23 protein-coding genes are annotated in these 18,686 nt (G+C 66.0%); 12 read left to right on the top strand and 11 right to left on the bottom strand.

Annotated elements, in window-relative coordinates:
* Positions 1-339 precede the first annotated feature (339 nt).
* A complete protein-coding gene (locus tag AB0B90_RS31320) occupies positions 340-693 on the top strand; it encodes a hypothetical protein (RefSeq protein ID WP_362926082.1) in 354 nt (117 codons plus the stop codon).
* 227 nt (positions 694-920) lie between these two features.
* On the opposite strand, the gene AB0B90_RS31315 is transcribed toward AB0B90_RS31320, so the two are convergent.
* From AB0B90_RS31315 to AB0B90_RS31305, 3 genes are all read right to left on the bottom strand, one after another.
* Positions 921-2,480: a serine/threonine-protein kinase gene (locus tag AB0B90_RS31315; protein ID WP_362926081.1), complete on the bottom strand. Its 1,560-nt coding sequence runs from the start codon at positions 2,478-2,480 to the stop codon at positions 921-923.
* A 339-nt stretch (positions 2,481-2,819) separates the two neighbouring features.
* On the bottom strand, positions 2,820-3,401 hold the full coding sequence (locus AB0B90_RS31310) for a hypothetical protein (protein ID WP_362926080.1): 582 nt from the start codon (positions 3,399-3,401) through the stop codon (positions 2,820-2,822).
* Between the two features lie 22 nt (positions 3,402-3,423).
* Entirely contained in the window at positions 3,424-4,368 is a 945-nt protein-coding gene (locus AB0B90_RS31305) for an SDR family oxidoreductase (protein WP_362926079.1), read from the bottom strand.
* Between the two features lie 195 nt (positions 4,369-4,563).
* Here AB0B90_RS31305 and AB0B90_RS31300 point away from each other — a divergent pair, with 195 nt between their 5' ends.
* On the top strand, positions 4,564-5,403 hold the full coding sequence (locus AB0B90_RS31300; RefSeq protein WP_362926078.1) for a helix-turn-helix transcriptional regulator: 840 nt from the start codon (positions 4,564-4,566) through the stop codon (positions 5,401-5,403).
* A gap of 199 nt (positions 5,404-5,602) precedes the next feature.
* Here the strand turns inward: AB0B90_RS31300 and AB0B90_RS31295 are convergent, their stop codons facing one another.
* From AB0B90_RS31295 to AB0B90_RS31285, 3 genes are all read right to left on the bottom strand, one after another.
* Entirely contained in the window at positions 5,603-7,171 is a 1,569-nt protein-coding gene (locus AB0B90_RS31295) for a CBS domain-containing protein (RefSeq protein WP_362926077.1), read from the bottom strand.
* 211 nt (positions 7,172-7,382) lie between these two features.
* Entirely contained in the window at positions 7,383-7,556 is a 174-nt protein-coding gene (locus AB0B90_RS31290) for a hypothetical protein (protein ID WP_362926076.1), read from the bottom strand.
* 11 nt (positions 7,557-7,567) lie between these two features.
* On the bottom strand, positions 7,568-7,819 hold the full coding sequence (locus AB0B90_RS31285; protein ID WP_362926075.1) for a hypothetical protein: 252 nt from the start codon (positions 7,817-7,819) through the stop codon (positions 7,568-7,570).
* On the opposite strand from AB0B90_RS31285, the gene AB0B90_RS31280 reads away from it, so the two are divergent.
* The 5 genes from AB0B90_RS31280 to AB0B90_RS31260 all read left to right on the top strand — a co-directional run bounded on the left by AB0B90_RS31280 (position 7,818) and on the right by AB0B90_RS31260 (position 11,824).
* Positions 7,818-8,009, top strand: coding sequence for a hypothetical protein (locus tag AB0B90_RS31280; RefSeq protein WP_362926074.1), 192 nt, complete (start codon positions 7,818-7,820; stop codon positions 8,007-8,009). The two genes, AB0B90_RS31285 and AB0B90_RS31280, sit on opposite strands and share 2 nt — an antisense overlap.
* Positions 8,010-8,251: 242 nt before the next feature.
* On the top strand, positions 8,252-9,355 hold the full coding sequence (locus AB0B90_RS31275; protein WP_362926073.1) for a hypothetical protein: 1,104 nt from the start codon (positions 8,252-8,254) through the stop codon (positions 9,353-9,355).
* 169 nt (positions 9,356-9,524) lie between these two features.
* Positions 9,525-10,106 carry a hypothetical protein gene (locus AB0B90_RS31270; RefSeq protein WP_362926072.1) on the top strand — a complete coding sequence of 194 codons (582 nt, stop codon included), beginning with the start codon at positions 9,525-9,527 and terminating at the stop codon, positions 10,104-10,106.
* 522 nt (positions 10,107-10,628) lie between these two features.
* Positions 10,629-11,213: a hypothetical protein gene (locus tag AB0B90_RS31265; RefSeq protein WP_350945097.1), complete on the top strand. Its 585-nt coding sequence runs from the start codon at positions 10,629-10,631 to the stop codon at positions 11,211-11,213.
* 8 nt (positions 11,214-11,221) lie between these two features.
* Positions 11,222-11,824, top strand: coding sequence for a DUF6461 domain-containing protein (locus tag AB0B90_RS31260; RefSeq protein WP_350945096.1), 603 nt, complete (start codon positions 11,222-11,224; stop codon positions 11,822-11,824).
* 151 nt (positions 11,825-11,975) lie between these two features.
* On the opposite strand, the gene AB0B90_RS31255 is transcribed toward AB0B90_RS31260, so the two are convergent.
* Complete coding sequence (locus tag AB0B90_RS31255; RefSeq protein ID WP_350945095.1) at positions 11,976-12,344, bottom strand: hypothetical protein; 369 nt, start codon at positions 12,342-12,344, stop codon at positions 11,976-11,978.
* 212 nt (positions 12,345-12,556) lie between these two features.
* Between AB0B90_RS31255 and AB0B90_RS31250 the strand changes: the two genes are divergently transcribed.
* From AB0B90_RS31250 to AB0B90_RS31240, 3 genes are all read left to right on the top strand, one after another.
* Positions 12,557-13,021: a sigma-70 family RNA polymerase sigma factor gene (locus tag AB0B90_RS31250; protein ID WP_350945387.1), complete on the top strand. Its 465-nt coding sequence runs from the start codon at positions 12,557-12,559 to the stop codon at positions 13,019-13,021.
* A 1-nt stretch (position 13,022) separates the two neighbouring features.
* Positions 13,023-13,937: a hypothetical protein gene (locus AB0B90_RS31245; protein ID WP_350945093.1), complete on the top strand. Its 915-nt coding sequence runs from the start codon at positions 13,023-13,025 to the stop codon at positions 13,935-13,937.
* 206 nt (positions 13,938-14,143) lie between these two features.
* A complete protein-coding gene (locus AB0B90_RS31240) occupies positions 14,144-15,235 on the top strand; it encodes a hypothetical protein (protein WP_362926071.1) in 1,092 nt (363 codons plus the stop codon).
* 230 nt (positions 15,236-15,465) lie between these two features.
* Here the strand turns inward: AB0B90_RS31240 and AB0B90_RS31235 are convergent, their stop codons facing one another.
* From AB0B90_RS31235 to AB0B90_RS31220, 4 genes are read right to left on the bottom strand one after another with little or no spacing between them, the layout of a single operon-like run.
* Positions 15,466-16,092 (bottom strand): dihydrofolate reductase family protein, encoded by a 627-nt coding sequence (locus tag AB0B90_RS31235; protein WP_350945091.1) that lies wholly within the window; start codon positions 16,090-16,092, stop codon positions 15,466-15,468.
* Positions 16,089-16,565: an SRPBCC domain-containing protein gene (locus AB0B90_RS31230; protein ID WP_362926070.1), complete on the bottom strand. Its 477-nt coding sequence runs from the start codon at positions 16,563-16,565 to the stop codon at positions 16,089-16,091. The genes AB0B90_RS31235 and AB0B90_RS31230 overlap by 4 nt, the downstream gene beginning before the upstream one ends.
* A complete protein-coding gene (locus tag AB0B90_RS31225) occupies positions 16,562-16,900 on the bottom strand; it encodes a metalloregulator ArsR/SmtB family transcription factor (RefSeq protein ID WP_344746984.1) in 339 nt (112 codons plus the stop codon). The genes AB0B90_RS31230 and AB0B90_RS31225 overlap by 4 nt, the downstream gene beginning before the upstream one ends.
* Before the next feature lie 28 nt (positions 16,901-16,928).
* Positions 16,929-17,090: an NUDIX domain-containing protein gene (locus AB0B90_RS31220; RefSeq protein WP_350945089.1), complete on the bottom strand. Its 162-nt coding sequence runs from the start codon at positions 17,088-17,090 to the stop codon at positions 16,929-16,931.
* A 143-nt stretch (positions 17,091-17,233) separates the two neighbouring features.
* Here AB0B90_RS31220 and AB0B90_RS31215 point away from each other — a divergent pair, with 143 nt between their 5' ends.
* Positions 17,234-18,391 carry a hypothetical protein gene (locus AB0B90_RS31215; protein WP_362926069.1) on the top strand — a complete coding sequence of 386 codons (1,158 nt, stop codon included), beginning with the start codon at positions 17,234-17,236 and terminating at the stop codon, positions 18,389-18,391.
* 103 nt (positions 18,392-18,494) lie between these two features.
* On the top strand, positions 18,495-18,686 hold a 192-nt coding region (locus AB0B90_RS31210; protein ID WP_362926068.1), incomplete at its 3' end, for a hypothetical protein.

Here is an 18,686-nt window from a genome sequence, read left to right as displayed (position 1 = left end):
GCGGTGGTGGCCGGGTAGGGGTCGAAGTCTTCCGATGATGAAAGTTCTCACGCTGCTCACCTGGAAGGTCCCGACGCGCCTGACGCCATCTTCGCCCGCCTGACCTCACTACGCGTGCGAAATGAGCCTTATCTCATCCTCAACCGGCTTGGAGCGTCCCGACCCAGCCGAGTCTCCTGGCACATTCACGGGCACGGTGGATGCGTACCGGCCGGGCGAAGTCCACACCAGGAGGTCGGCCGGTTGTAGATGATAGGTGATACGAAAATCAGCAGCCTGAGCCCAGCACCTCCGAGGAAGGCGGACACTTTCGTATCCGCCTAGAAGAAAAGAGGAAACATGGCGAATCGAGAAAACGTTTCACCAAATCCGGCAGGCCTTTCCAGGCCGTGGACATTCTCAGAAGAGATGATCACTGAAGCCGCCATCATGAGCAAAACCTGCGAAGACATCCCTCACGCCCAACATCTTCTGCACATATTTTCCTCCAGACCGGACCACCTCTACCCTTTGGAGTATCTTGCCGGAGAGATGGAGGCCACGGAGGCCAACGTTCTAAAAACCATCCGTCGCATCGACCAGTTCTGTGACGCTTACGGCCGCGCATCTCTCATCAAGAAGTCGGACGAAGGCTATAAAATGGACAGAGAAACGGCGAAAGTTCTACTGGCAGCCTGGGAGTCCTGGTCCTAGAGCGCCGGTCATGTAACCCGGGGCTGGTTTTCGGTCACTCTTCCTGACCACGTGTTGGTCGGGGACAAGGGAGGCTCGTGGTTCACGCGTCCCGGTATCCGGTGTCCCTCTTCCCGTCCGGCAGGCGGAAAGGGCTCCTGCCTTTTCCGTACGGCGAACGATGTCGACGTCGCCGGGGCGTCATCGACCTTTTCCGTACGACGAAGGACGCCGATGTCGCGGAGGCGTCATCGATCGTCGAGAGCTTCGAGGATCGCGCGGACCTTACCGGCTTCCGCGTGCTGCGGACCGTACTTCCGCTCCAGGTCGCCCAGCAGGTCGCCCAGCGTGCGCCTGGCCTGGGTCCGGTGACCCGAACCGAGTTCCACCAGCCCGATCTGACGCCGGAGTTCGAAGATCCGCTCCTCGTCGGCACCGAACCGCCTCTCGTCGGCGAGGAGCTCGCGAAACTGCGTCAGGGCGAGGCTCATCTCCCCCACCGCCGCGTGGCAGTTCGCCTCCATCAACCGGCATCGCAGTGCGAGGTTGTTGCCGGGTCCCTCCACCTGGGCCACGTCGATCGCCAGCCGGCGGAACTCGGGCGCCGCCCGGCGGTAGTCCCCGCCGAGGAAGAGCGCCTCGGCGAGCTCGATCCGCAGGTCCACCACCTCGGAGCTGGCCGAGCCGAACGAACCCTCGGCGGGGCGCATCACCTCCGCGAGCACATCCGCCGCCTGGGTGAAACGGGACTCCACCTTGAGCTTCCTCGCGTCCCTGCGAGCGCGTTCAAGATCGTCCCCTCCGATCTGCGCCGATTCCGCGGCGAGCCTGATCCGCGGCGGCCGTACCGGATCGGCGGGCCGACGGTTCCGGTTCGCTCCCATGGGGGCGACGCGTCCGACGACCGCGGCGTACATGCGCACCGGGTGCGGCGCGTCCAGGTTCACGTAGCCGGGAAAGGGCGGCAGTTCGCGGCAGAAGTCCAGCAACCGCTCGTAGACCACCCCCGCGTTGGCCGGCCGTTCCTCGGGTGACTTGGCGAGCAGCCACAGGACGAGCCGCTCCAGACCTTCGGGGATGCCCTGCCTTCTGGCGCGCAGCGGCCGGGGCGGGACGTCCGTGTGGTTGCGCATCGAGGCGAGCGCGGTGGGGGCGGCGAACTGGTTCTCGCCCGCGAGCATCTCGTCCAGGATCACGCCGAGGGAGTAGAGATCACTCTGCGGACCGGCGATTCCGGTCATCGCCTGTTCCGGTGCCATGTAGGCCGGCGTGCCGAGTATCTCTCCTGTTCTGGTGAGCCGGGTCGTCTCCGTACCGGCCAGCGCGGCGGCGATCCCGAAGTCGAGCACCTTCACCGTGCCGTCGGGGCAGAGCACCAGGTTGGCGGGTTTGAGGTCGCGGTGCACCAGGGAGTTGGCGTGGGCCACGGCCAGCACCGAGCAGACCTGCGCGGCGATCGCCACCGCCCAGGCGACGGGCACCTGTGTCTCGTCGAGAAGCGAGGAGACGGGGGCGCCGTTGACGAGTTGCATGACGAGGTAGAGGTCGTCGTCGTGCGATCCGCAGTCGTAGACCGTGGGGACCCCCGGGTGCTCAAGTCGGGCGGTGATCCGTGACTCGCGCACGAAGCGTCTTGCGAGTTCCTCGTCCTCGCGGCCGTCGGGCAGCTTGTCGATCCTGATGAACTTGATGGCGATCGGCCGGTCGAGGCGGTTGTCGTAGCCGAACCACACCTCGCCCATTCCTCCCGAGCGACGCGAGAGAGGGTCCAGCTCGTAACGGGCTCCGATGATCGTCCGCCTGCTCACAACCGCCCGCCATCTGGATCAGGGGCTTCCTGTTTGTTTTCGACCGGTCCGGCGGCGATTTCGGATGACAGATTAAGCCCTTGCCGTCTATCCCTTAAGTCCGGAAACAGGCCTTCCTGATCATTTACCACGCCCGCCGACACCTCTCGCGGAGTTCATGCCTCAGCCGTTCACTGAAACAAACTTAGCCCCGTTTTCGGCACGTCTCTCAATGTCTAAGCAGACATAAACGACATTGACGGATATATGAGGATATTTTTTATCCAGAACTCTCTACACCGCTGCCGCCAACCCGACATCGCGGCAGCCCGGCGCCCCGGTCACCTGCGAGCCGCCGGTTCAGCCAGAGCCCGAATCGGCCTCGGGCGCGGGCCGTTGTCCCGGACACGGCGCCCCGATACCGATCTGCACCCGGTGCAGCTCACCGTTCCCGACTCGAACATCTACCGGAAGACAGGCAGCACGCCGGACGGTGTAGCCACCCGCGAATGCCGTCCATTCCTTGTCCGAGTCGCAGCGATCGACAATCACGTGGTCGCCCAGCGGCTCCGGCCTGCCCCATTTCATCCAGAACCGGCCCCGAAAATTCTCCGGAACGATCAGCTCGACAAGCTCGCCCCGCCGTACGAGCAGCCCTTGTTTCGCGAACAATCCCGTCTTCCCGTCAGGCAGCTTCACCTCGCCGGCCTGCAGGGCATGTGATCGATCACGGCTCGTCGGCAGCGCAACCGCACCACCGATGATCTCGAACCCGGCAGGGGGGACCTGCTCTCCGCCGACCGTCGCCTCACACTCGACGGTTACCGAGGTGGCGGGCGAGGACGAGGCCGGCACGCCGGTTTCCTGCCTTGCCGGAGAGGCGTCGGGAGTGCAGGCGACCGCGCCCAACGCCAGAATGAGGACGATCTTTCTGATGTGCACCCCCGTAAGGCCTCGGCGTGGGTCAAGTGGCCGGAACGACGGTCTTGGTGAGCTGCTCCGAGATCCGCCAGACGCGCTCGGCGTCCTCCGTACCGCGTAGCGGAGAATACATCCGCTGCTCGGCCGGTGCGCCGCCCAGGTCGCCGAGGCCCTTGGGGCCGTAGAGGACGCCGGGCTTGGCGTCGGGGTCGGTCGCGGCCATGAGCGCGGGCAGCATCGCGGTCTCGACGGTGCCGACGAGGATGCCGCGCGCCGAGAGCGCGCGGATCAGGCGGACGCCACCGGTGTCCCTGTCGCGGTTGAGCTCGGGGCGGGCGGCGAGGAGGCTGGTGGGGGCCACTCCGGGGTGGGAGAGGTTGCTGGTGATGCCCCATCCGTGGGTCCTGCTGCGACGGTCCAGTTCGAGACCGAAGAGCCCGAACGCGATCTTGGACTGCCGGTAGGCGCGCATGGCGTCGTAGTCGCGTTCCCAGTTCAGATCGTCCCAGTTGATGCCGCCGCGTCTCACGGCGATGCTGACCTGCGACGTGACGCGGGCACGACCGGCGCGCAGCAGCGGGAGGAGGTGGGCGACGAGGGCGAAGTGGCCGAGGTGGTTGGTGCCGAATTGGAGTTCGAAGCCGTCCGCCGTGGTCTGCCGGCTCGGCGGGGTCATCACGCCCGCGTTGTTGATCAGGATGTGGATGGGCCGCCCCTCCTCGCGGAGAGTCTCTCCGAGGGCCTGGACCGACGTGAGCGACGACAGGTCGAGGCCGCGCAGCGAGAGCTTCGCGTTCGGGAGGTTCCGGCGGATCGCGGCGATCGCGTTCTCGCCCTTGCGGGGGTTGCGGACGGGCATGACGACCTCCGCGCCGGCCGCGGCGAGTCGCGCGGCCATGCCCAGCCCCATGCCGTCGCTGGCGCCGGTGACGAGCGCGCGCTTTCCTGACAGGTCCGGAATGGTGATGTCGATTGCTTGACGCGACATTGCTCTGCTCCCTGTGGTGTCGTCTCGGATCCACGGTCCCGGAGGCGGCGTGGATGTTCCAGGGACCATCGATCCGTGGATGCGGACTCCTGTCGCAGACGCCTCGGACGCCTTCGAGAGGGGGACCGACGGTCCGTGGTTGCCGTCACGCGAAGACGATAGAAACGAAGCAGCACCGCGAGCGGAGGGAATGCCATGATCGATCGCGCCGGGCTGGCGGAGTTCCTCAGAAGCCGCCGAGAAGTGCTGCAACCTGAGGACGTCGGCCTCCCGCGCGGTCCCCGTCGCAGGACGAACGGGCTACGGCGCGAGGAGGTCGCGTCGCTGTGCCACATGTCGACCGACTACTACTCCCGCCTTGAGCAAGAACGCGGACCGCGGCCGTCGAGCCAGATGCTCGCCTCGATCGCCCAGGGCCTGCACCTCTCGCTCGACGAACGAGACCATCTGTTCCGTCTCGCGGGGCAGAACCCACCCGCCCGCGGCGGGGTCGGCGAGCACATCAGCCCCGGCCTGCTGCGCATTTTCGACCGTCTGGACGACACTCCCGCGGAGATCGTCACCGAGCTCGGCGAGACCCTGCGGCAGACCTCGATGGGCGTCGCGCTCACCGGCGACACGACCCGCTACGCCGGGCCCGCCCGCAGCCTGGGATACCGGTGGTTCACCGATCCGGCCGCACGGGATCTCTACGCGCCGGAAGAACATCCGTTCCTCACCCGGATGTTCGCCTCGGGACTACGCGAGATCGCCACCCTCCGCGGCCCCGGATCCCGAGCCGCGCACCTCGCCGACCTGCTCCTCGCCCGCAGCGACGAGTTCCGGCGCGTGTGGGACGCCCACGAGATCGGGATACGCCCCCACGAGGTCAAGCACTTCATCCACCTCGAAGTCGGAGCCCTGGAGCTGACCTGCCAGAGACTGGTCGACCCCGACCAGGCCCACTCACTGCTCGTCTACACCGCCGTTCCCGGCAGCGAGAGCCACGACAAGCTGAACCTGCTCTCCGTCATCGGAGCCCAGACCCTCCACTGAAGGAGTCGCGCCCCGAGCCCGAAGGACGGTTCGCTATGTGACGATGCCGACATCCGCGAACGGCGCGGACACCGGCAGATCTCTTCGCCGGTACATGGATCAGGTCCATCCAAGGCGAGCCGTGTCCGGAGAATCGGAGAAGAGGAAAGACTGAGGGCTCGCCGACCCCGGCGATCGTCATCCGGGATTGTCAGGCGAACTAGGGCTGCGGGTCGGCGGCGCGGAGTAGCGACAGCAGGCCGTTGATGGCCGCGTACTGCTTGGGTGAGGGCGGGTCGGCGGAGAAGTGCATGAGGTCGTTACGTGCCTGTCGGACCCTCTCCAGGTAATCGAGGAGGATCTGCTGGTCGACGTTCCAGCCCAGCCTCTCCCATCGCTCCTGGTCCTTCAACAGATGGAAATAATTACCAAAGGTGAGATCTGTGGCCTGATGAACCTTGGACTTCTGGTGTGGCGGCACCGCCTGCTTGAGGTCATCCACGCTGAACGCCTCCGCCGCCCGGCGAAGCCTGTTCTCCGCTTCCTCGATCAGGATGAACGGCCGCGCGTGGTAACCGAACTGGCGGGTCAGATCAGCCGCCGTGATGATCCCGGTCACCTTCGATCGATCGGCACTCCGGACGAAGATGTATCCCTTGTCGTAGATGGTCTCTATCTGGTCGAGGAGAGGCGCATCGTGATCCACGACGACGGCGGACGTCAAAGCCTCCTTCAGCGCCGGATCGGCGGAGGCGACATGCGCGTGGCCGATCGACTCCCAGCTGACCGCACCGTGGAAGGTCCCGTCCTCGTCGATCACGGCCAGCTGAGAGAAGTTCTCCGTCAGCATGCGGGTTTTGACATATCTCAGCTCTGCCGATCGTGGCACCGATACGAGCTGCGCCGGGAGGCTGCCGATCCGGAGCGTCACGGGTTCGAGCTTGTCGACATCCGCGGTGTCTTCGGTGTCTTCGGCGGCGTCCACGACCGCATCGGGCTCCGCGACGATCCGCACCAGAGCGATCTCGGTGTCCACCGACCCCTCGGTGAACGGCGGCTGAGTGGTGAGGCCCTGGGCCGCGAGATCAGACTTGATCGTTTCGATGACCGCGCCGGTCCGGCGTGAGGTTCCCCAGTGTTCCAGGAGGCTGCGAATGGTCAGCTTCCTGGGATCCTGCGGACTTCGCGAAACGGCGTCCTCCAGGAGTTCGGCGGCCGTGGTGATCTCCTCCTGCCCCTCCACCCCGGGGTCGACGCCGTGTTCGGCAAGGTAGGCGATTCGTCGTGCCGCGTCATTGCGGCTCAAACCACAGACCGTGAGAAGGGAGGTGGTGCTCGCACGCAGGTCGGACTTGAAGACATCCCGGGGAAGGTCGGTGCGGATCCAGTCGACCCTGCGGACCTGCCGGAATCCCGACGCCTCGTCCGGGCGGTATTCGTAAGGGCCGATCACCCTCCCTATCGCGACCTTCTTGGGATCCCGCTTCCTGGGCATCACCACGAGGTCGCCTTCCTGGATCTCCTTGGAGAATCGCCAGAGTTGCCCGGCCCAGTTGGCGATGACACCCGGCGAACTCTTCGGATAGGCGCGCTGCACCTCTTCCTTCAGATCATCCCGGTGCACGTAATGCCCGATATCTCCGAGTTCGCGCCAACCAATGACCGCAAGCCCCTCGGCGAGCGCCTTGTCCTCTTTTCTATCCTCCAACTCCTCGTTACCCTCACCGTCCCGGCCACCACGGATCAGCCATGCCAGCGGCTCGTTCTCTCGCCGCAGCTTCTCCCCCATGATTGATCTCCCTTCGGTTGCCTCAAACGAGAGTTTCCAAAGGCTCTCCAAACCAAACCGATATGCCATCGGCTGGAACGAGGAGGACAACGAGCATTGAGGTCCGCCGGGCTATCGCGGACCGGATTGTGGCTCTTCGGTCGGTCCCGGCCCGCACCACTTCACGGGCACCGGCGTGGTTCGGATCGGTCGTTCGTTTCCGCCTCGCCACTCACTGCCGGTCGTGGCGGTTGTCGAGCAGGTGGGTGAGCAGGCCCATGGTGGCGGCGCCGGCGGCACCGCCACCGAGCAGGGCCGCGGGCCAGGTGGCGCCGGTGGCCAGGGTGAGCGCGCAGGCGATGGCCGCCACCAGCGCGGTAGTGGTCAGGGTGAGCAGGACAGGCACGGAAAACATCGTCACTCCGGGAAGGACGCCGGAATTCCGGCGGTGTGGTCATCGGCCCAGAACGCGATGAGCTCGGTGTCGGTGAGTTCATCGCTGGGACGGCAGGGCGGCGTGCGCCCGGTGATCAGAGCCCAGACCGTCACCAGCAGGGTCAGCAGCTGGTCGTCGTCGTGAGCCCACGGCGAGGGCGGGGAGCCCGGCCGGGTACCGGTGACACGGAGCGGAGAGGTCAGGGCACGCGAGACGGCGAGAGCGTGCGGCATGGACGTCTCCTTCGTGGTCGGCGGGATTGGGATCAACAATGAGGGCGCCGTTGACCTAGCCGCCACCGGTTCAAACACCTCCGGACAACACCGGAATAAATGGCCGCATATGGGCAAAAAGCGCCCCTTCTTTCTCCGCGGTTCTTCCGGCGCGGCCGATTTGATCATTGATACGGCCGGCCTTTCGTAGATCGACGACCGTCGGCGCGCACCCTGCTCCGGTTGTCTCCGAAGGGATCCGCTTCGGTCCGGATCGCTTCGAGGTCGTCCGGTCTCATCCGGACTCGTCCGGAGTCCGTAGACGCAGGTCAATTACCTGCCAATTCCGGACAAGGCAGAAAATGCGATCTCCACCAGCTTGACCGCCCGCTAGTGCCAATATGACTTCAGCTACTACCTGTAGATCACGGACCACTCATTTCGGCTAAGGCGATGGTGGAAGAACATCGTGACGCGGCGCTTCGCGCCTTCGTCGACCAGCTCAACGAACTGCGCGACCTGGCCGGCTCCCCGGCGCTGTCGCGCCTGCGTACGATCTCGAAGCTCATCTCCGAAGACAGCAAGGACCGGATTCTGGCCACCAGCACCACGCACGACATCTTGTCCGGTAAACGCAAGCACGCGCCGTCCTGGGAGTGGGTGTCGTGTTTCGTGGCCGCGTGCACGATGGCCGCCGACCGGACCGGCCTGGACGTGCGCCGCATGGGGGACCTGCAGGTGTGGCATCAGCGATGGCTTACGGCCCGCGACGCCCAACCCGATCCCCCCGCACCTCCCAGGCGGCCGATCACAGCTCAGGCCGCCCCACCCGAGCCCGTGCGCCCTCTCCGGCAACGACCCGCCTCCACGCCGGTCGTGTCCCCGCCGGCGCCCCCGGTGCGGGCAGACGTGCCCCGCCCCGCCACCCCGACCGGCTCCGCACCCCTGCCCGAGGAGCGGCAACGGCTACTGGAGATCTACGGCAGGATCGGTACCCGCCTGCTGGAGCACAGCCAGGACGGCAGCGTCGAAGACTGCATGCGCCTGGCGGTCATCGCGTTGCTGAGGGGCTGGCCTCCAGAAGCGCTTCATTGGCTGCGTCGAGCCAGCGATGCCGGGCAGACCGACGCGGCGGGCCTGTTCAACCACCCTCATCGCCTGCAGGTCGCCGCCGAACTCGCCTGCCGCTACGGCCGCCACTACCAGTGCTTCCCCAGCAAGCTCAGCGTCGCGACGTTCTTCTATCGCCTGGCCGCCAACCACGGTCACGCCGAGGCCGCCTACCGCCTCTCGATGATCCGCCAGACCAAGGAGGAAGAAAGAACGGCCAACAGCTCGATGGACCCGGTGGTCACCGACGAACCTTCGCCGACCACCGACACCCCGCCCACTCGGTTTCCCCACGATCTGGACAAGGTTCTGCGGCTGTGCCTGATCAACGAAGGCGACGAGCCCACCGCGGAGCCGTCCTCGCCGACTGTCGGCGTAGGACTTCAACTACAAAGGGGACAGGCTGATCACCGCGTCGAAAACGCTCCCGTAGGGAACCCGACATGACACGACGAAGCCCTGAACTGCCTTCGAGCGGGGTCGCGCTGCGACTGGGGCGAGTGAGATAACGGATATGCGTCATCGCGGTGGACTGTCGTCCTCGGGCGGCCGATCCATGAAGCCCTCATGACATGCTTCTCGTCTCATCCGGTGCCGGTGGCGGGAAGCAGGACAGATGCAGTTACAGCGGTGGTGGTTGACGGCCGCGTTGCTCGCGCTCCTCCCCTCGGTCATGGCCTGGTTCGGCAGCGACGCCATCGCGAGCACCGGTCTCTTCTACTACGACTTCCACGTCACCGACGGGATCGGGATCTTCCCTCTGGCGCAGGGCCTTGGCGTCGGCTATCTGGGCTCTGTCGGCGTGGACATCACGCAGGTGCTGTGGGATGTCGAAGTCGTCGTGCTGGCCTTCGCGCTCCCCGTCCCCATGGTGGCCGTGGCGGCCCTGCTCCGGCGAAGGTGGCAGGATCGAACCACCCTCGTCCTGGCGGTCTTTCTCGGAATTCTCGCGGTGGTCAACCTCGCCGCCAACATCGTCGGCCCCTGGTCGGACCTGACCCAATGCCCGCCGACCGATTACCTGTCTCTTCCCGACGAGTATTCCTGCTACAGGAACGGCACAGGGACGGGGATTCCGCCCTTCTTCTACAGTCCCGCTTACGCCTTCGCCGCCCACACCTTGATCGAGATCCGTCGCAACCTCACCGGCGTTCCTCACCGCTCTGAGGCGCGAAGCGGTGTCGACGCCGTTGACTGATGTTCGATCCGCGGACCACCTCTGCCTCGGTAGACAGTGACGCCGATGCTTCTGATCGCTGGTGGCGTGGCGCAAGAGTCGGTGAGTTCGGCCTGGCGCACCCAGATACGGATCGACTGGGCGAAGGACTCGAACCTCTTGGCGAGTTCCCCTGGCGCCCGTCCCATGCATCCAACTCCGCCATCTTCCGTGTCAACTTAAGCACTTCTTCCATTCTTCTGTCAGCTTATGTAGCTGACTATCCGGAATCTACTGGGCACCTTAGTTCGCGAATCCACATCTCCATTTGGTCGTAGCGTGACGCCACGAAAGCAGAGAGTTAGAACATAAGGAAATAATCGCCTGCTGTAACGCTCCGACAAGTGGGGCGTCCTTGGCAGGTCAGCTTTTCATCACAACGGCGGCGTATGTGGCATTGTGGATATCATGCGGCACACTTTTTCCTGGCGCTCCGGGCTCGCACTGTTCTTGCGGCGACCAGGTCGACAAGCGCCCATGGCCCCCCAGTCAGACACCATACGGATGGCGGGACCGCTGCCCACGACAGAGCCGACCCCGCCACGATGGGAATCCACACAGCTCGCTGCAGCCGAATACACCTCCTTGCGCTCAGAGATCGTCGGCCTCACATCGCTGCAATTTCAGACCACCGCTGTGGCGACAGTCTCCTTCGGTGCCGTGCTGTCGGCGGGCTTTCAAGTCCGCAATGCAGCCATCATCTTGATCTACCCACTGCTGTCGCTTGCCCTGGGGATCATCTGGCTCTTCAAAGCCCACCTGATTACCCGCATCGCGGCCTATCTCCGGACCGAAATCGAAGATCGCGTCGGCCGGGAGAATATGGGCTGGGAGCACTACGTCCAAGATCACCCACTACCGCGCGGACGGTTCGCCTACTGGGGTTTGCGTGCGATCTTCCCCGTGACCTCGATGATCGCGATCGGAGCAAGCTTTGCCTTGGCACCCCAGGGAGCAGCCATGACCATCCTCTATATCCTGTCCTTTACAGTCACCATCGTCACCATTGCGGTGTTCATCCTGTGGCGAGAGCCATCTCCAGAAATTGGACAAAAAAGCTCTTGCAGTGAATCCCCGCCATCCATATGACAGACGATTTGGAACTCTACGATCTCCTTGATGAATACGACCTCGACAGCGAGGATTTCGGCTTCCGTGCGGCTTGGTGCGAAGGCCTGACCTGCGAGGAGGCCGCACGTCGCCTTCGAGTAGACCTTGACAGCGCCTACGCCTCCACCGTCGACGAACTGATGCACGAAGAGGGAGACCACGACTTCGATGAAGGCGCGGTCCTCATCGGTCCGGCCGGAGCCTGGACAATGATCCTGCAGCTCAACGGACTGGACTGCACTCGGTATTCGACACTTGAGGCATTGTCCGCCGGAGCCGGGCGAGCGATTGGAATCGGCTGGAGCGTCAATGGTGACGAGCGGCTGATCTACGCAGAAGATGGACGTGTCCTGGTCTCAATGGACTTCACGTTTCCAGAGGACCGCAGCGAGCCTGATCGTCAGGCGCTCGACCCGTATATGGAAGGGCTTGTTCTCGGGTACGAGGAGGGAGCCGATGTCGAGGAGAGCATCGACGCCGCCTTGACCTTGATCGGCCGAACGACCGGACATCCCATCGATCGCGACTGGATCGAGGCCCGCCACACGTTCTACGTGATTCCCCGAGACGCCTGGGCCTTCCAGTCGTAGGAGCGGGACGTCACGGCCCGCAAAGCCGGGGGTGTCCTACGGCGCAGAATTCGACTCGGTAGAGAGAACGGCCGCCTCACCTGGCCAACCGCTCAACGTTGCCGTACCGCACCAGAACCCGGGGCCGCCGGGCCCTGGGCACCCGAGCGGTTCAGTAGGCGGTGAAGCCGTCCGTCGCGGTGCGGCAGAAATCGCGGAAGCGAGTCAGCCACACGACCGTCGCGGAATAGTTGCGCCCGAGGTCGTCACGGTGGAACTCGTAGGTGTCGGGTTCCGTGACGATCGATCCGTCCAGGAGGACGCGGCCTTCGGCGGGAGCGGTCGCCAGGTAGGTGTCCAAGAACATGGCGATCCGCCGGGCCTGCTCGCCGGTCAGTTCCACGGCGATGTTGTAACCCAGCATTTCGGCCGTGTCGGCGTCGAGGAGACCGGATCTCTCCAGTAGTTCCAGAGCCGGTCGCCAGTTCCACGCGTTGACGTCAAGCGACTCGCCACCCGGGGTTTCGAGCGTCCAGGACATCGGCCCATCCTATCCAGACGTCAGGTGAACGTACGGGATGGCGGATTCGCACGTCAGAGCTCTTCAGAGGGCAGGTGTCCACCAACTTCAGCACTCCCCTGCCCCTGCTGCGACGTCATGCTTCCGGCGCATTGACCGGCAAGCCGTGTGACCATTCCCGCCGCGGTCGCGTCTGCATGTGACGTGACAATCGAAACCGTTCGGGGGGCGACATCATCGAGGAGCTGTACCGCGAGCACTGGCCGCTCGTGTGCGGGTTCCTTCTGCGCAGGACCCGCGATCCGCATCTCGCCGAGGACCTGGCGCAGGAGACGTTCATCAAGGCGACCAGGGCACTGCTCGGCTGGCGGGGGGAGAACGCGGCGGCGTGGCTGCTCACGATCGCGCGTAACACCCTGGTGGATCACGCACGCAGGAGCCGCCGCGAGCTCGCCCTTCCGAACCCCGACGAGCTGGGCGTGCCGCCACTTCACGTGGAATCACTGGACGTTCGCGACGCGCTGGAGCGGCTGCCCGAGCAGCAGTGCCGGCTCCTCACGCTGGTCTACTTCGAAGGCTTCTCGATGGTGGAGGTGGCCGCGATGACCGGCAGGTCGCACAACTCGATCAAAACCGCGGTGTGGCGGGCGAGAGCCGCCTTCGCAGACCTCTACGGGAGAGCCGATGAACATGCCTGAGATGCCAGACCTGCCGGACTTCGACCCCAAGCGCACCCGGCGTGCGGTCCGGCGAGGACTGTTCAGGACGGTCGCCATCGTCCTGGCCGTCCTGGCGCTGCTCGCGGTGGCGGCGACCGAGGGCTCGTCCCTGCTGCAGACCCGCGGCGACCGGGAAGACCGCATGCAGGCCGTGCTCGGCACCGCCTTCAAGATCTACAACCCGGCCTATACGGTGACGATCGACCCCTGCTGCCAGACCTCGCCCCTGTCGATGTCGTTCGATGTGGTGGCACGTCCCATAGGACCTGTCGGAGCCTGGCCGGCCGGGGGCGAATCGCACACCATCGGTCAGGACTTCTTCGGCCGCGTACGACGCCTGCCGCTGGGCCATACCTCCAACACCAGGCTTTCCCAGTCCCTGTTCGACGTCGGCACCAGGCTGGCGCCCAAGGACGAGGTGCGCGCCGTGCTCGCCCGGCTGCCCGCCGACCTCAGCGCGCTCGCGGTGGTTGAGTTCGAGCAGCCACTCGGCGAGGCGGACCTGAAGGCGTTCACGAAGCGGCACGGCTCCTGCGCCGAACGGATCGTGTACGAGCGCAGGCCCGGCTCCCTCCCGATCACCTGGGGCTTCGACTACTGGACCGACCCGATGGAACTCGGCATGAGCGGCGACATGACCGAAGAGATGTGCGGTGGCGGCCTGCCGCAGTTCCGCGACTGGGTCGGCCGGCTGCGTGACCACGACGACGCGAACCTGCGCTCCTTCGACCTGTCCCTGACCCGGCTGCGCGAGGCGGCCAAAGCCGGACTCGCCTACGGCTATGTGGACCAGCTCAGCTCGGTCCGCGAATTGCGGGAGTTGCTCAAGGACCCGAGGGTGCGCACGATCCGTCTGGCCGACGTGGCGTTCAACCTGGACCGGCCTCGCCCCTAACACGCGTCCTCTCGGGCATACATTCGGATCGCGGCGAGACCCCCGTATGACACCTGTTCTGCCGGGCACCTCAACGCCGCCACCGGCCGCCTTCAAGTGGCAGCAAATCCAGCCGGAGGGGTTCGCGGTGAACCCCCGGCCAATCGTCAAGGCGGATCCCGACTCGGTGTAGGCGCGGTGCCTCACCGGTATCTTGGGGGTCGCCGATGGACTGTGAGGACGTCATGGACACGATGGAGCGGGCCGGAGATCTCAAGGGCGAGTTGTCGGAGTACGCGCGGTCACCCCGGTTCGACCGGGCCGTCAGGGACATGATCTTTGAGGCGTTCCCCGGCGGCGTCGTCGACGACGAGATGACCTTCTCGGCGGCTCTGGACTCCTTCATCTTCACCAAGCGGCTCGACGGTGGGCAGACCGTGGTCGAGATGTTCGCCGAGCGATTCACCGGCGAGGACCGGGCGCTCGTGCTGTCGTGGACGGACTACGTACAGGGCGTCTTCGAGATCAAGGAGCCGTACGGCGATGACGGTTTCGTGGCCGTCAACCACATCGACGAGCTGACCTACCGGATCCGCTCCAACATGGGTCCGGCGGGCGTCGAACGGCTCACCCCGGGCGTCGTCATGGTCGGCGGCATCGTTCCCGTGGGGGACGACTGGATGATCAGCGGAGCATCGGCGGCCTTCCCCGCCAAGGACGCCTCCGACGCCCTCGCAGGCGTACGAGAGCTGCAGCTGAGGAATCCGAAGCTGGTCTTCCGCAACCCCGAGAAACTCGCCCGGGCCCGCGAGATCCAGGCCGCCCAACGCGAATCCTTCGTCGACCTCTACGGAAGCGACATGATCGCCGTTCCGGGAGACGAGGTGAAAGAGAAGGTTCTCGCCTTCTACCGGCACGACTACGAGCGGGCCGGGAGCAAGAGCGGCCCGTGGACTCCGCCCGACCTGCCCGATCCCGGCTTCGCCCAGATGGGGACGGTCGCAATCCTCTTCGACGAGGAGGACGGTCTCGGCTTCCACCCGGACTTCGACCTGCTCCAGGAGGTCTTCGCCGACCCCGCGCTCATCGCCCGCGGCCGGTATCGCGAGGTGGTCGGCGGATACCTGCGCGGCGACGACGTCAGCCCCCGCATCCTGCAACGCCTCGCCGCGCAGGACCCCGGCAAAGCGAGCGAGGTCTTCCGCAAGCTGCTCAAGAAGCCGCGTTTCTCCTGGGAACGCGACGGCGAGGCGCTACTGCGCAAGCACAAGGCCGACTGGTACGACGCACCCCGCCTCCCCAGGGTCATCCCCGTATAGGACCCGGGCCGCGAGAACGACAGAGCGGGTCGTCGAGTGCGGGCCTGAGGGTCTCGGTGAAGTGCCCGGGTGACGTGCTGTCTCAGGACGGAGTCGCCGATACTGTCGGCTTCACGCCAGGCGGCGGCGGTGACCTCCTGTCGTGCTGGCCACGTCGATCACCTGTTGACGTAGGAGAGCCGGATCGCCGCGACAGCGGCACGGAAACGTATTCGGTTCCGGTCACTGCGCTAGACGAAGGCCGTGACGCCCTCGTATTCCGCTGTCGGGGCGGCACCGGCGGCCTCGTACTGGAGCAGTAGCAGGCCTTTCGCCGTCACCTCGTGGCGGACGAGTCGAAGGCCGACGGGTCGGCTCGGATGGTCGAACAACCGCCGTCCGGAACCGGTCACGGCCGGGGCGACGACGAGCCGGAGCGTGTCGACGAGGCCCGCCGCCAGCAGGGCGTTGCCGAGCCGGGCACTCCCGTGGATCTGGAGTTCCCTTCCTGGCCGCGCCTTGAGTTCCCCGACGGTCTGGATCGGGTCGCCGCGAAGCACGGTCGTCGGATGCCAACTCCCTTCGGTGAGGGTGTTGGTCACCACGTACTTCGGCAGTGCGTTCATCCGCGCGGTGTACGGGTCGTCCGGGTCGGTGATCTGGGGCCAGTCCCGGGCGAACGCCTCGTAGGTGCGCCGCCCGAGCAGCAGGCCGTCGGCGAGGTCCAGCCAGTCGGAGGTACGCCGGACGAAGAGTTCGTCCAGGTGGGGCACGAGCCAGCCGCCACGGGTGAAGGCGTCGCTCGTGTCCTCGGTCGGCGAGCCGGGCCCCTGGCTGACCCCGTCGAGGGTGACGAACTCGGTGAGAACGATCCTCACCGGACGACCTCGCTCTCCGCGACGACGGCGAGTTGTTTGACGACCGAGCCCACGCCGTCGAAGAAGCCGAGTTCCTCGTGGCGGGCGCGGGCGGCCGGATCACCGTGCCGGACGATCATTCGGTAGTCCGTGCCGTCCGGATGATCGCTCAGCGTGACCTCGGCTGTCATGAGCACCGGTGCGGGACTCGCGGGGCGCCAGGCGCTGTCGATCGCGTTCGTGTACACGATCCGCTCAAGCTCGTCGACGACGAGGAAGCTCGCGTCGAGGTGCGGGACGAAGCCGACCCCGTCCTCGCTCATTCGCGTCACGAGCGCGCCGCCGGGCCGGACGTCGAGGCGGTCAACGCGGCACACGGTCGGCGCCGGAACCCACCACTGCTCGAAGAGGGACGGATCGGTCCACGCGCTCCACACCGCGGCGCGGGGAGCGCGGATGACCCGCTGCAGGAGCAGGTCGAGATCGGGGTTCACGGGTGTTTCTCCTTCGGATCGGTGACGAGGCGTTCAAGCCGGTCGGTGCGCTCTTCCCAGACCTGGCGCTGCTCTTCGAGCCAGCCGTCGACAAGGGCGAGGCGGTCGCGGTTGAGCACGCAGGTGCGTACCCGGCCGAGCTTGACCGTACGGATCAGGCCGTTCGCCTCCAGCGTCCGCACGTGCTTCATGAAGGAGGGAAGGGTCATCGGGAACTCGCGGGCGAGATCGCCCACGCTCGTCGGACCGCGGCCGAGGCGTCGGATGACGCCGCGGCGCGTCGGGTCGGCGAGGGCGACGAACACACCGTCGAGCTCGGCCGAATACTGTGCCATGCGGCTAAGTATTGCCCGCCCCCAATACTTAGCGCAAGAGCAAAGTATTGCTAAAGGTCCGCTGCCGGACATCGAGGAAGCGGATCGCCTCGGCGAGTTCGCGCAGGGCCGCCTCCAGCAGGGTGGTCTCGGAGTCCTCCAGGTGACCGCCGGGCGGCAGTCGTCGATCCAGGGCGACGGCCTTGGCCATCGCCGTCTCGGTGCCTGCGCTTGGCCACCGGGCCGGTGGGGTTCCTTCTCCCGGCCCCACGCCCGGCCGTCTGCGTTCTGTCGCCGCCGTCCTCTACGCTCCGATCCCGTTGATCAATGGGCGGCGGCGGGAAGGCGGGTCCGATGGCGTGGCTGCTACGCGGTTGCGATGACGAGGTGTGGGTGCAGTTCGGGGAGCTGGGGGTCTTCTTCGAACGCAGCGACGGCGATCTCCTGCTGGAAAGTCCTGACGGCGAGAATCACCTCGCGGACATCCGGCTGGAGGCGTGGGATGGGCGGCCTTCTGATCCCGGGGCTCCGTGGTTCCTGGTCCAGGACACCACCATCGAGGGCGGTACCGGGTTCGTCACCGTGGGGTCGTTGGCCGAGGAGGCGAGCCGACAACTGATCATCGGCCCGCCGCACTTCCTGTACGGCGTCACCGCGCACACTCAAAAGGGCGGGGATCCCCCGGAGTTCATCTCTGAGGAACAGTTCGAACGGGAGTGGGAGGAGCGCACGCCCGAGCGGTGGCTGATCAGGTTCTGGCCGATTCGAGACGTCTTCGATCCCGCCCGGCACGCACGTCCCGACAGGGCGAACGGCCGGCAGGCGCACCCGGTCGAAGTGCCGGTCTCTACGGCCGAGCACTGGCCCGCGGCGCGGATCGGCCGTCGGCAGGCGGCCTTGAACAAGCACCTCGCCCGCCAGGGGATGACCATGGCCGACTTCCTGACGGCCCAGGGGCTGGCGCCGGACATGCCCTTCGACCGGTGGCAGGCGGCGATGGCGGAGCGGGAGGTGCCCGCCATCGCCGAACGCGAGGGATGGCCGCACTGGCTGACCGAGCTCGTCAGCAAATACCCGCAGATCGCCGGCCACTGGCACCACCTGCCGGAAACGGTCGAACAGTGGGCTCCCGAGCGGCGTGAGGAGCGGGCCCGAGACCTTGCCGCGCGCCTACACGCCGCCGAGGTCCTGAACCCGGACGACGTCACCTTCACCGCCGACGTCCAGGCGTACGAGCCGCAGCCGGGTGGAACCTACCGGGGCTGGCGCTGGGACTACGCCGATCGGCCTGCCCACGAAACCTTCGGTGTTGACCGGCGCGTCGCCTGCCACGACATCATGAGCGGAAAGGTGCTGGTCACCGGCGTCGTGACGGTCCTGGGGCACGACGGGCAGAACGGTTACGAGGTCCGCGACGCCACACCGGCCGAGGCAGCCCGCCTCCGCTGCGCGGAGGCGGCGTGGAGCGGGCCGGACGTCGGCGAAAGGCGCACAACACGGCTCGGGCCTTGAAGCGGCCAGGAACGGTCGGCTCACTGACGCTGAATCGCTCCGTTGTCGCTCAAGGCCTGATCCTGACGCTTGGGAACATCTGATACTTGATCGGGAGATGGGCATGATCTGGGAAACCGACGACTACGCACACGCGGGATGGGCCGCTGCCGAGTTTTCAGACGGCAGGGTCTCGGTGGGCTCGGAGGCCGGCGGTGCCGTAGGGCGTGTTTTAGAAGTCGGTGATGTGCCTGGTTGGCCGTCCGGGGAAGTGGCGGGCGGCCAACCAGACGGTGAGGTCGCGGGCGATGTCGTT

It is taken from the genome of Streptosporangium sp. NPDC049078, assembly GCF_040648855.1.
GTDB lineage: Bacteria > Actinomycetota > Actinomycetes > Streptosporangiales > Streptosporangiaceae > Streptosporangium.
The sequence above is the reverse complement of the archived record's forward strand: the minus strand, read 5'-3'. Positions and strand labels throughout refer to the sequence as shown.

What these genes read in the sequence shown, in the direction of transcription:
- AB0B90_RS31295 (WP_362926077.1), bottom strand. Translation starts at nt 7,171, where the DNA reads ATGGGGGAGAAGCTGCGGCGAGAGAACGAGCCGCTGGCATGGCTGATC.
- AB0B90_RS31300 (WP_362926078.1), top strand. Translation starts at nt 4,564, where the DNA reads ATGATCGATCGCGCCGGGCTGGCGGAGTTCCTCAGAAGCCGCCGAGAA.
- AB0B90_RS31215 (WP_362926069.1), top strand. Translation starts at nt 17,234, where the DNA reads ATGGCGTGGCTGCTACGCGGTTGCGATGACGAGGTGTGGGTGCAGTTC.
- AB0B90_RS31240 (WP_362926071.1), top strand. Translation starts at nt 14,144, where the DNA reads ATGGACTGTGAGGACGTCATGGACACGATGGAGCGGGCCGGAGATCTC.
- AB0B90_RS31270 (WP_362926072.1), top strand. Translation starts at nt 9,525, where the DNA reads ATGCAGTTACAGCGGTGGTGGTTGACGGCCGCGTTGCTCGCGCTCCTC.
- AB0B90_RS31245 (WP_350945093.1), top strand. Translation starts at nt 13,023, where the DNA reads ATGCCAGACCTGCCGGACTTCGACCCCAAGCGCACCCGGCGTGCGGTC.
- AB0B90_RS31225 (WP_344746984.1), bottom strand. Translation starts at nt 16,900, where the DNA reads ATGGCACAGTATTCGGCCGAGCTCGACGGTGTGTTCGTCGCCCTCGCC.
- AB0B90_RS31280 (WP_362926074.1), top strand. Translation starts at nt 7,818, where the DNA reads ATGGACGTCTCCTTCGTGGTCGGCGGGATTGGGATCAACAATGAGGGC.
- AB0B90_RS31285 (WP_362926075.1), bottom strand. Translation starts at nt 7,819, where the DNA reads ATGCCGCACGCTCTCGCCGTCTCGCGTGCCCTGACCTCTCCGCTCCGT.
- AB0B90_RS31265 (WP_350945097.1), top strand. Translation starts at nt 10,629, where the DNA reads ATGGCGGGACCGCTGCCCACGACAGAGCCGACCCCGCCACGATGGGAA.
- AB0B90_RS31220 (WP_350945089.1), bottom strand. Translation starts at nt 17,090, where the DNA reads ATGGCCAAGGCCGTCGCCCTGGATCGACGACTGCCGCCCGGCGGTCAC.
- AB0B90_RS31255 (WP_350945095.1), bottom strand. Translation starts at nt 12,344, where the DNA reads ATGTCCTGGACGCTCGAAACCCCGGGTGGCGAGTCGCTTGACGTCAAC.
- AB0B90_RS31275 (WP_362926073.1), top strand. Translation starts at nt 8,252, where the DNA reads ATGGTGGAAGAACATCGTGACGCGGCGCTTCGCGCCTTCGTCGACCAG.
- AB0B90_RS31320 (WP_362926082.1), top strand. Translation starts at nt 340, where the DNA reads ATGGCGAATCGAGAAAACGTTTCACCAAATCCGGCAGGCCTTTCCAGG.
- AB0B90_RS31305 (WP_362926079.1), bottom strand. Translation starts at nt 4,368, where the DNA reads ATGTCGCGTCAAGCAATCGACATCACCATTCCGGACCTGTCAGGAAAG.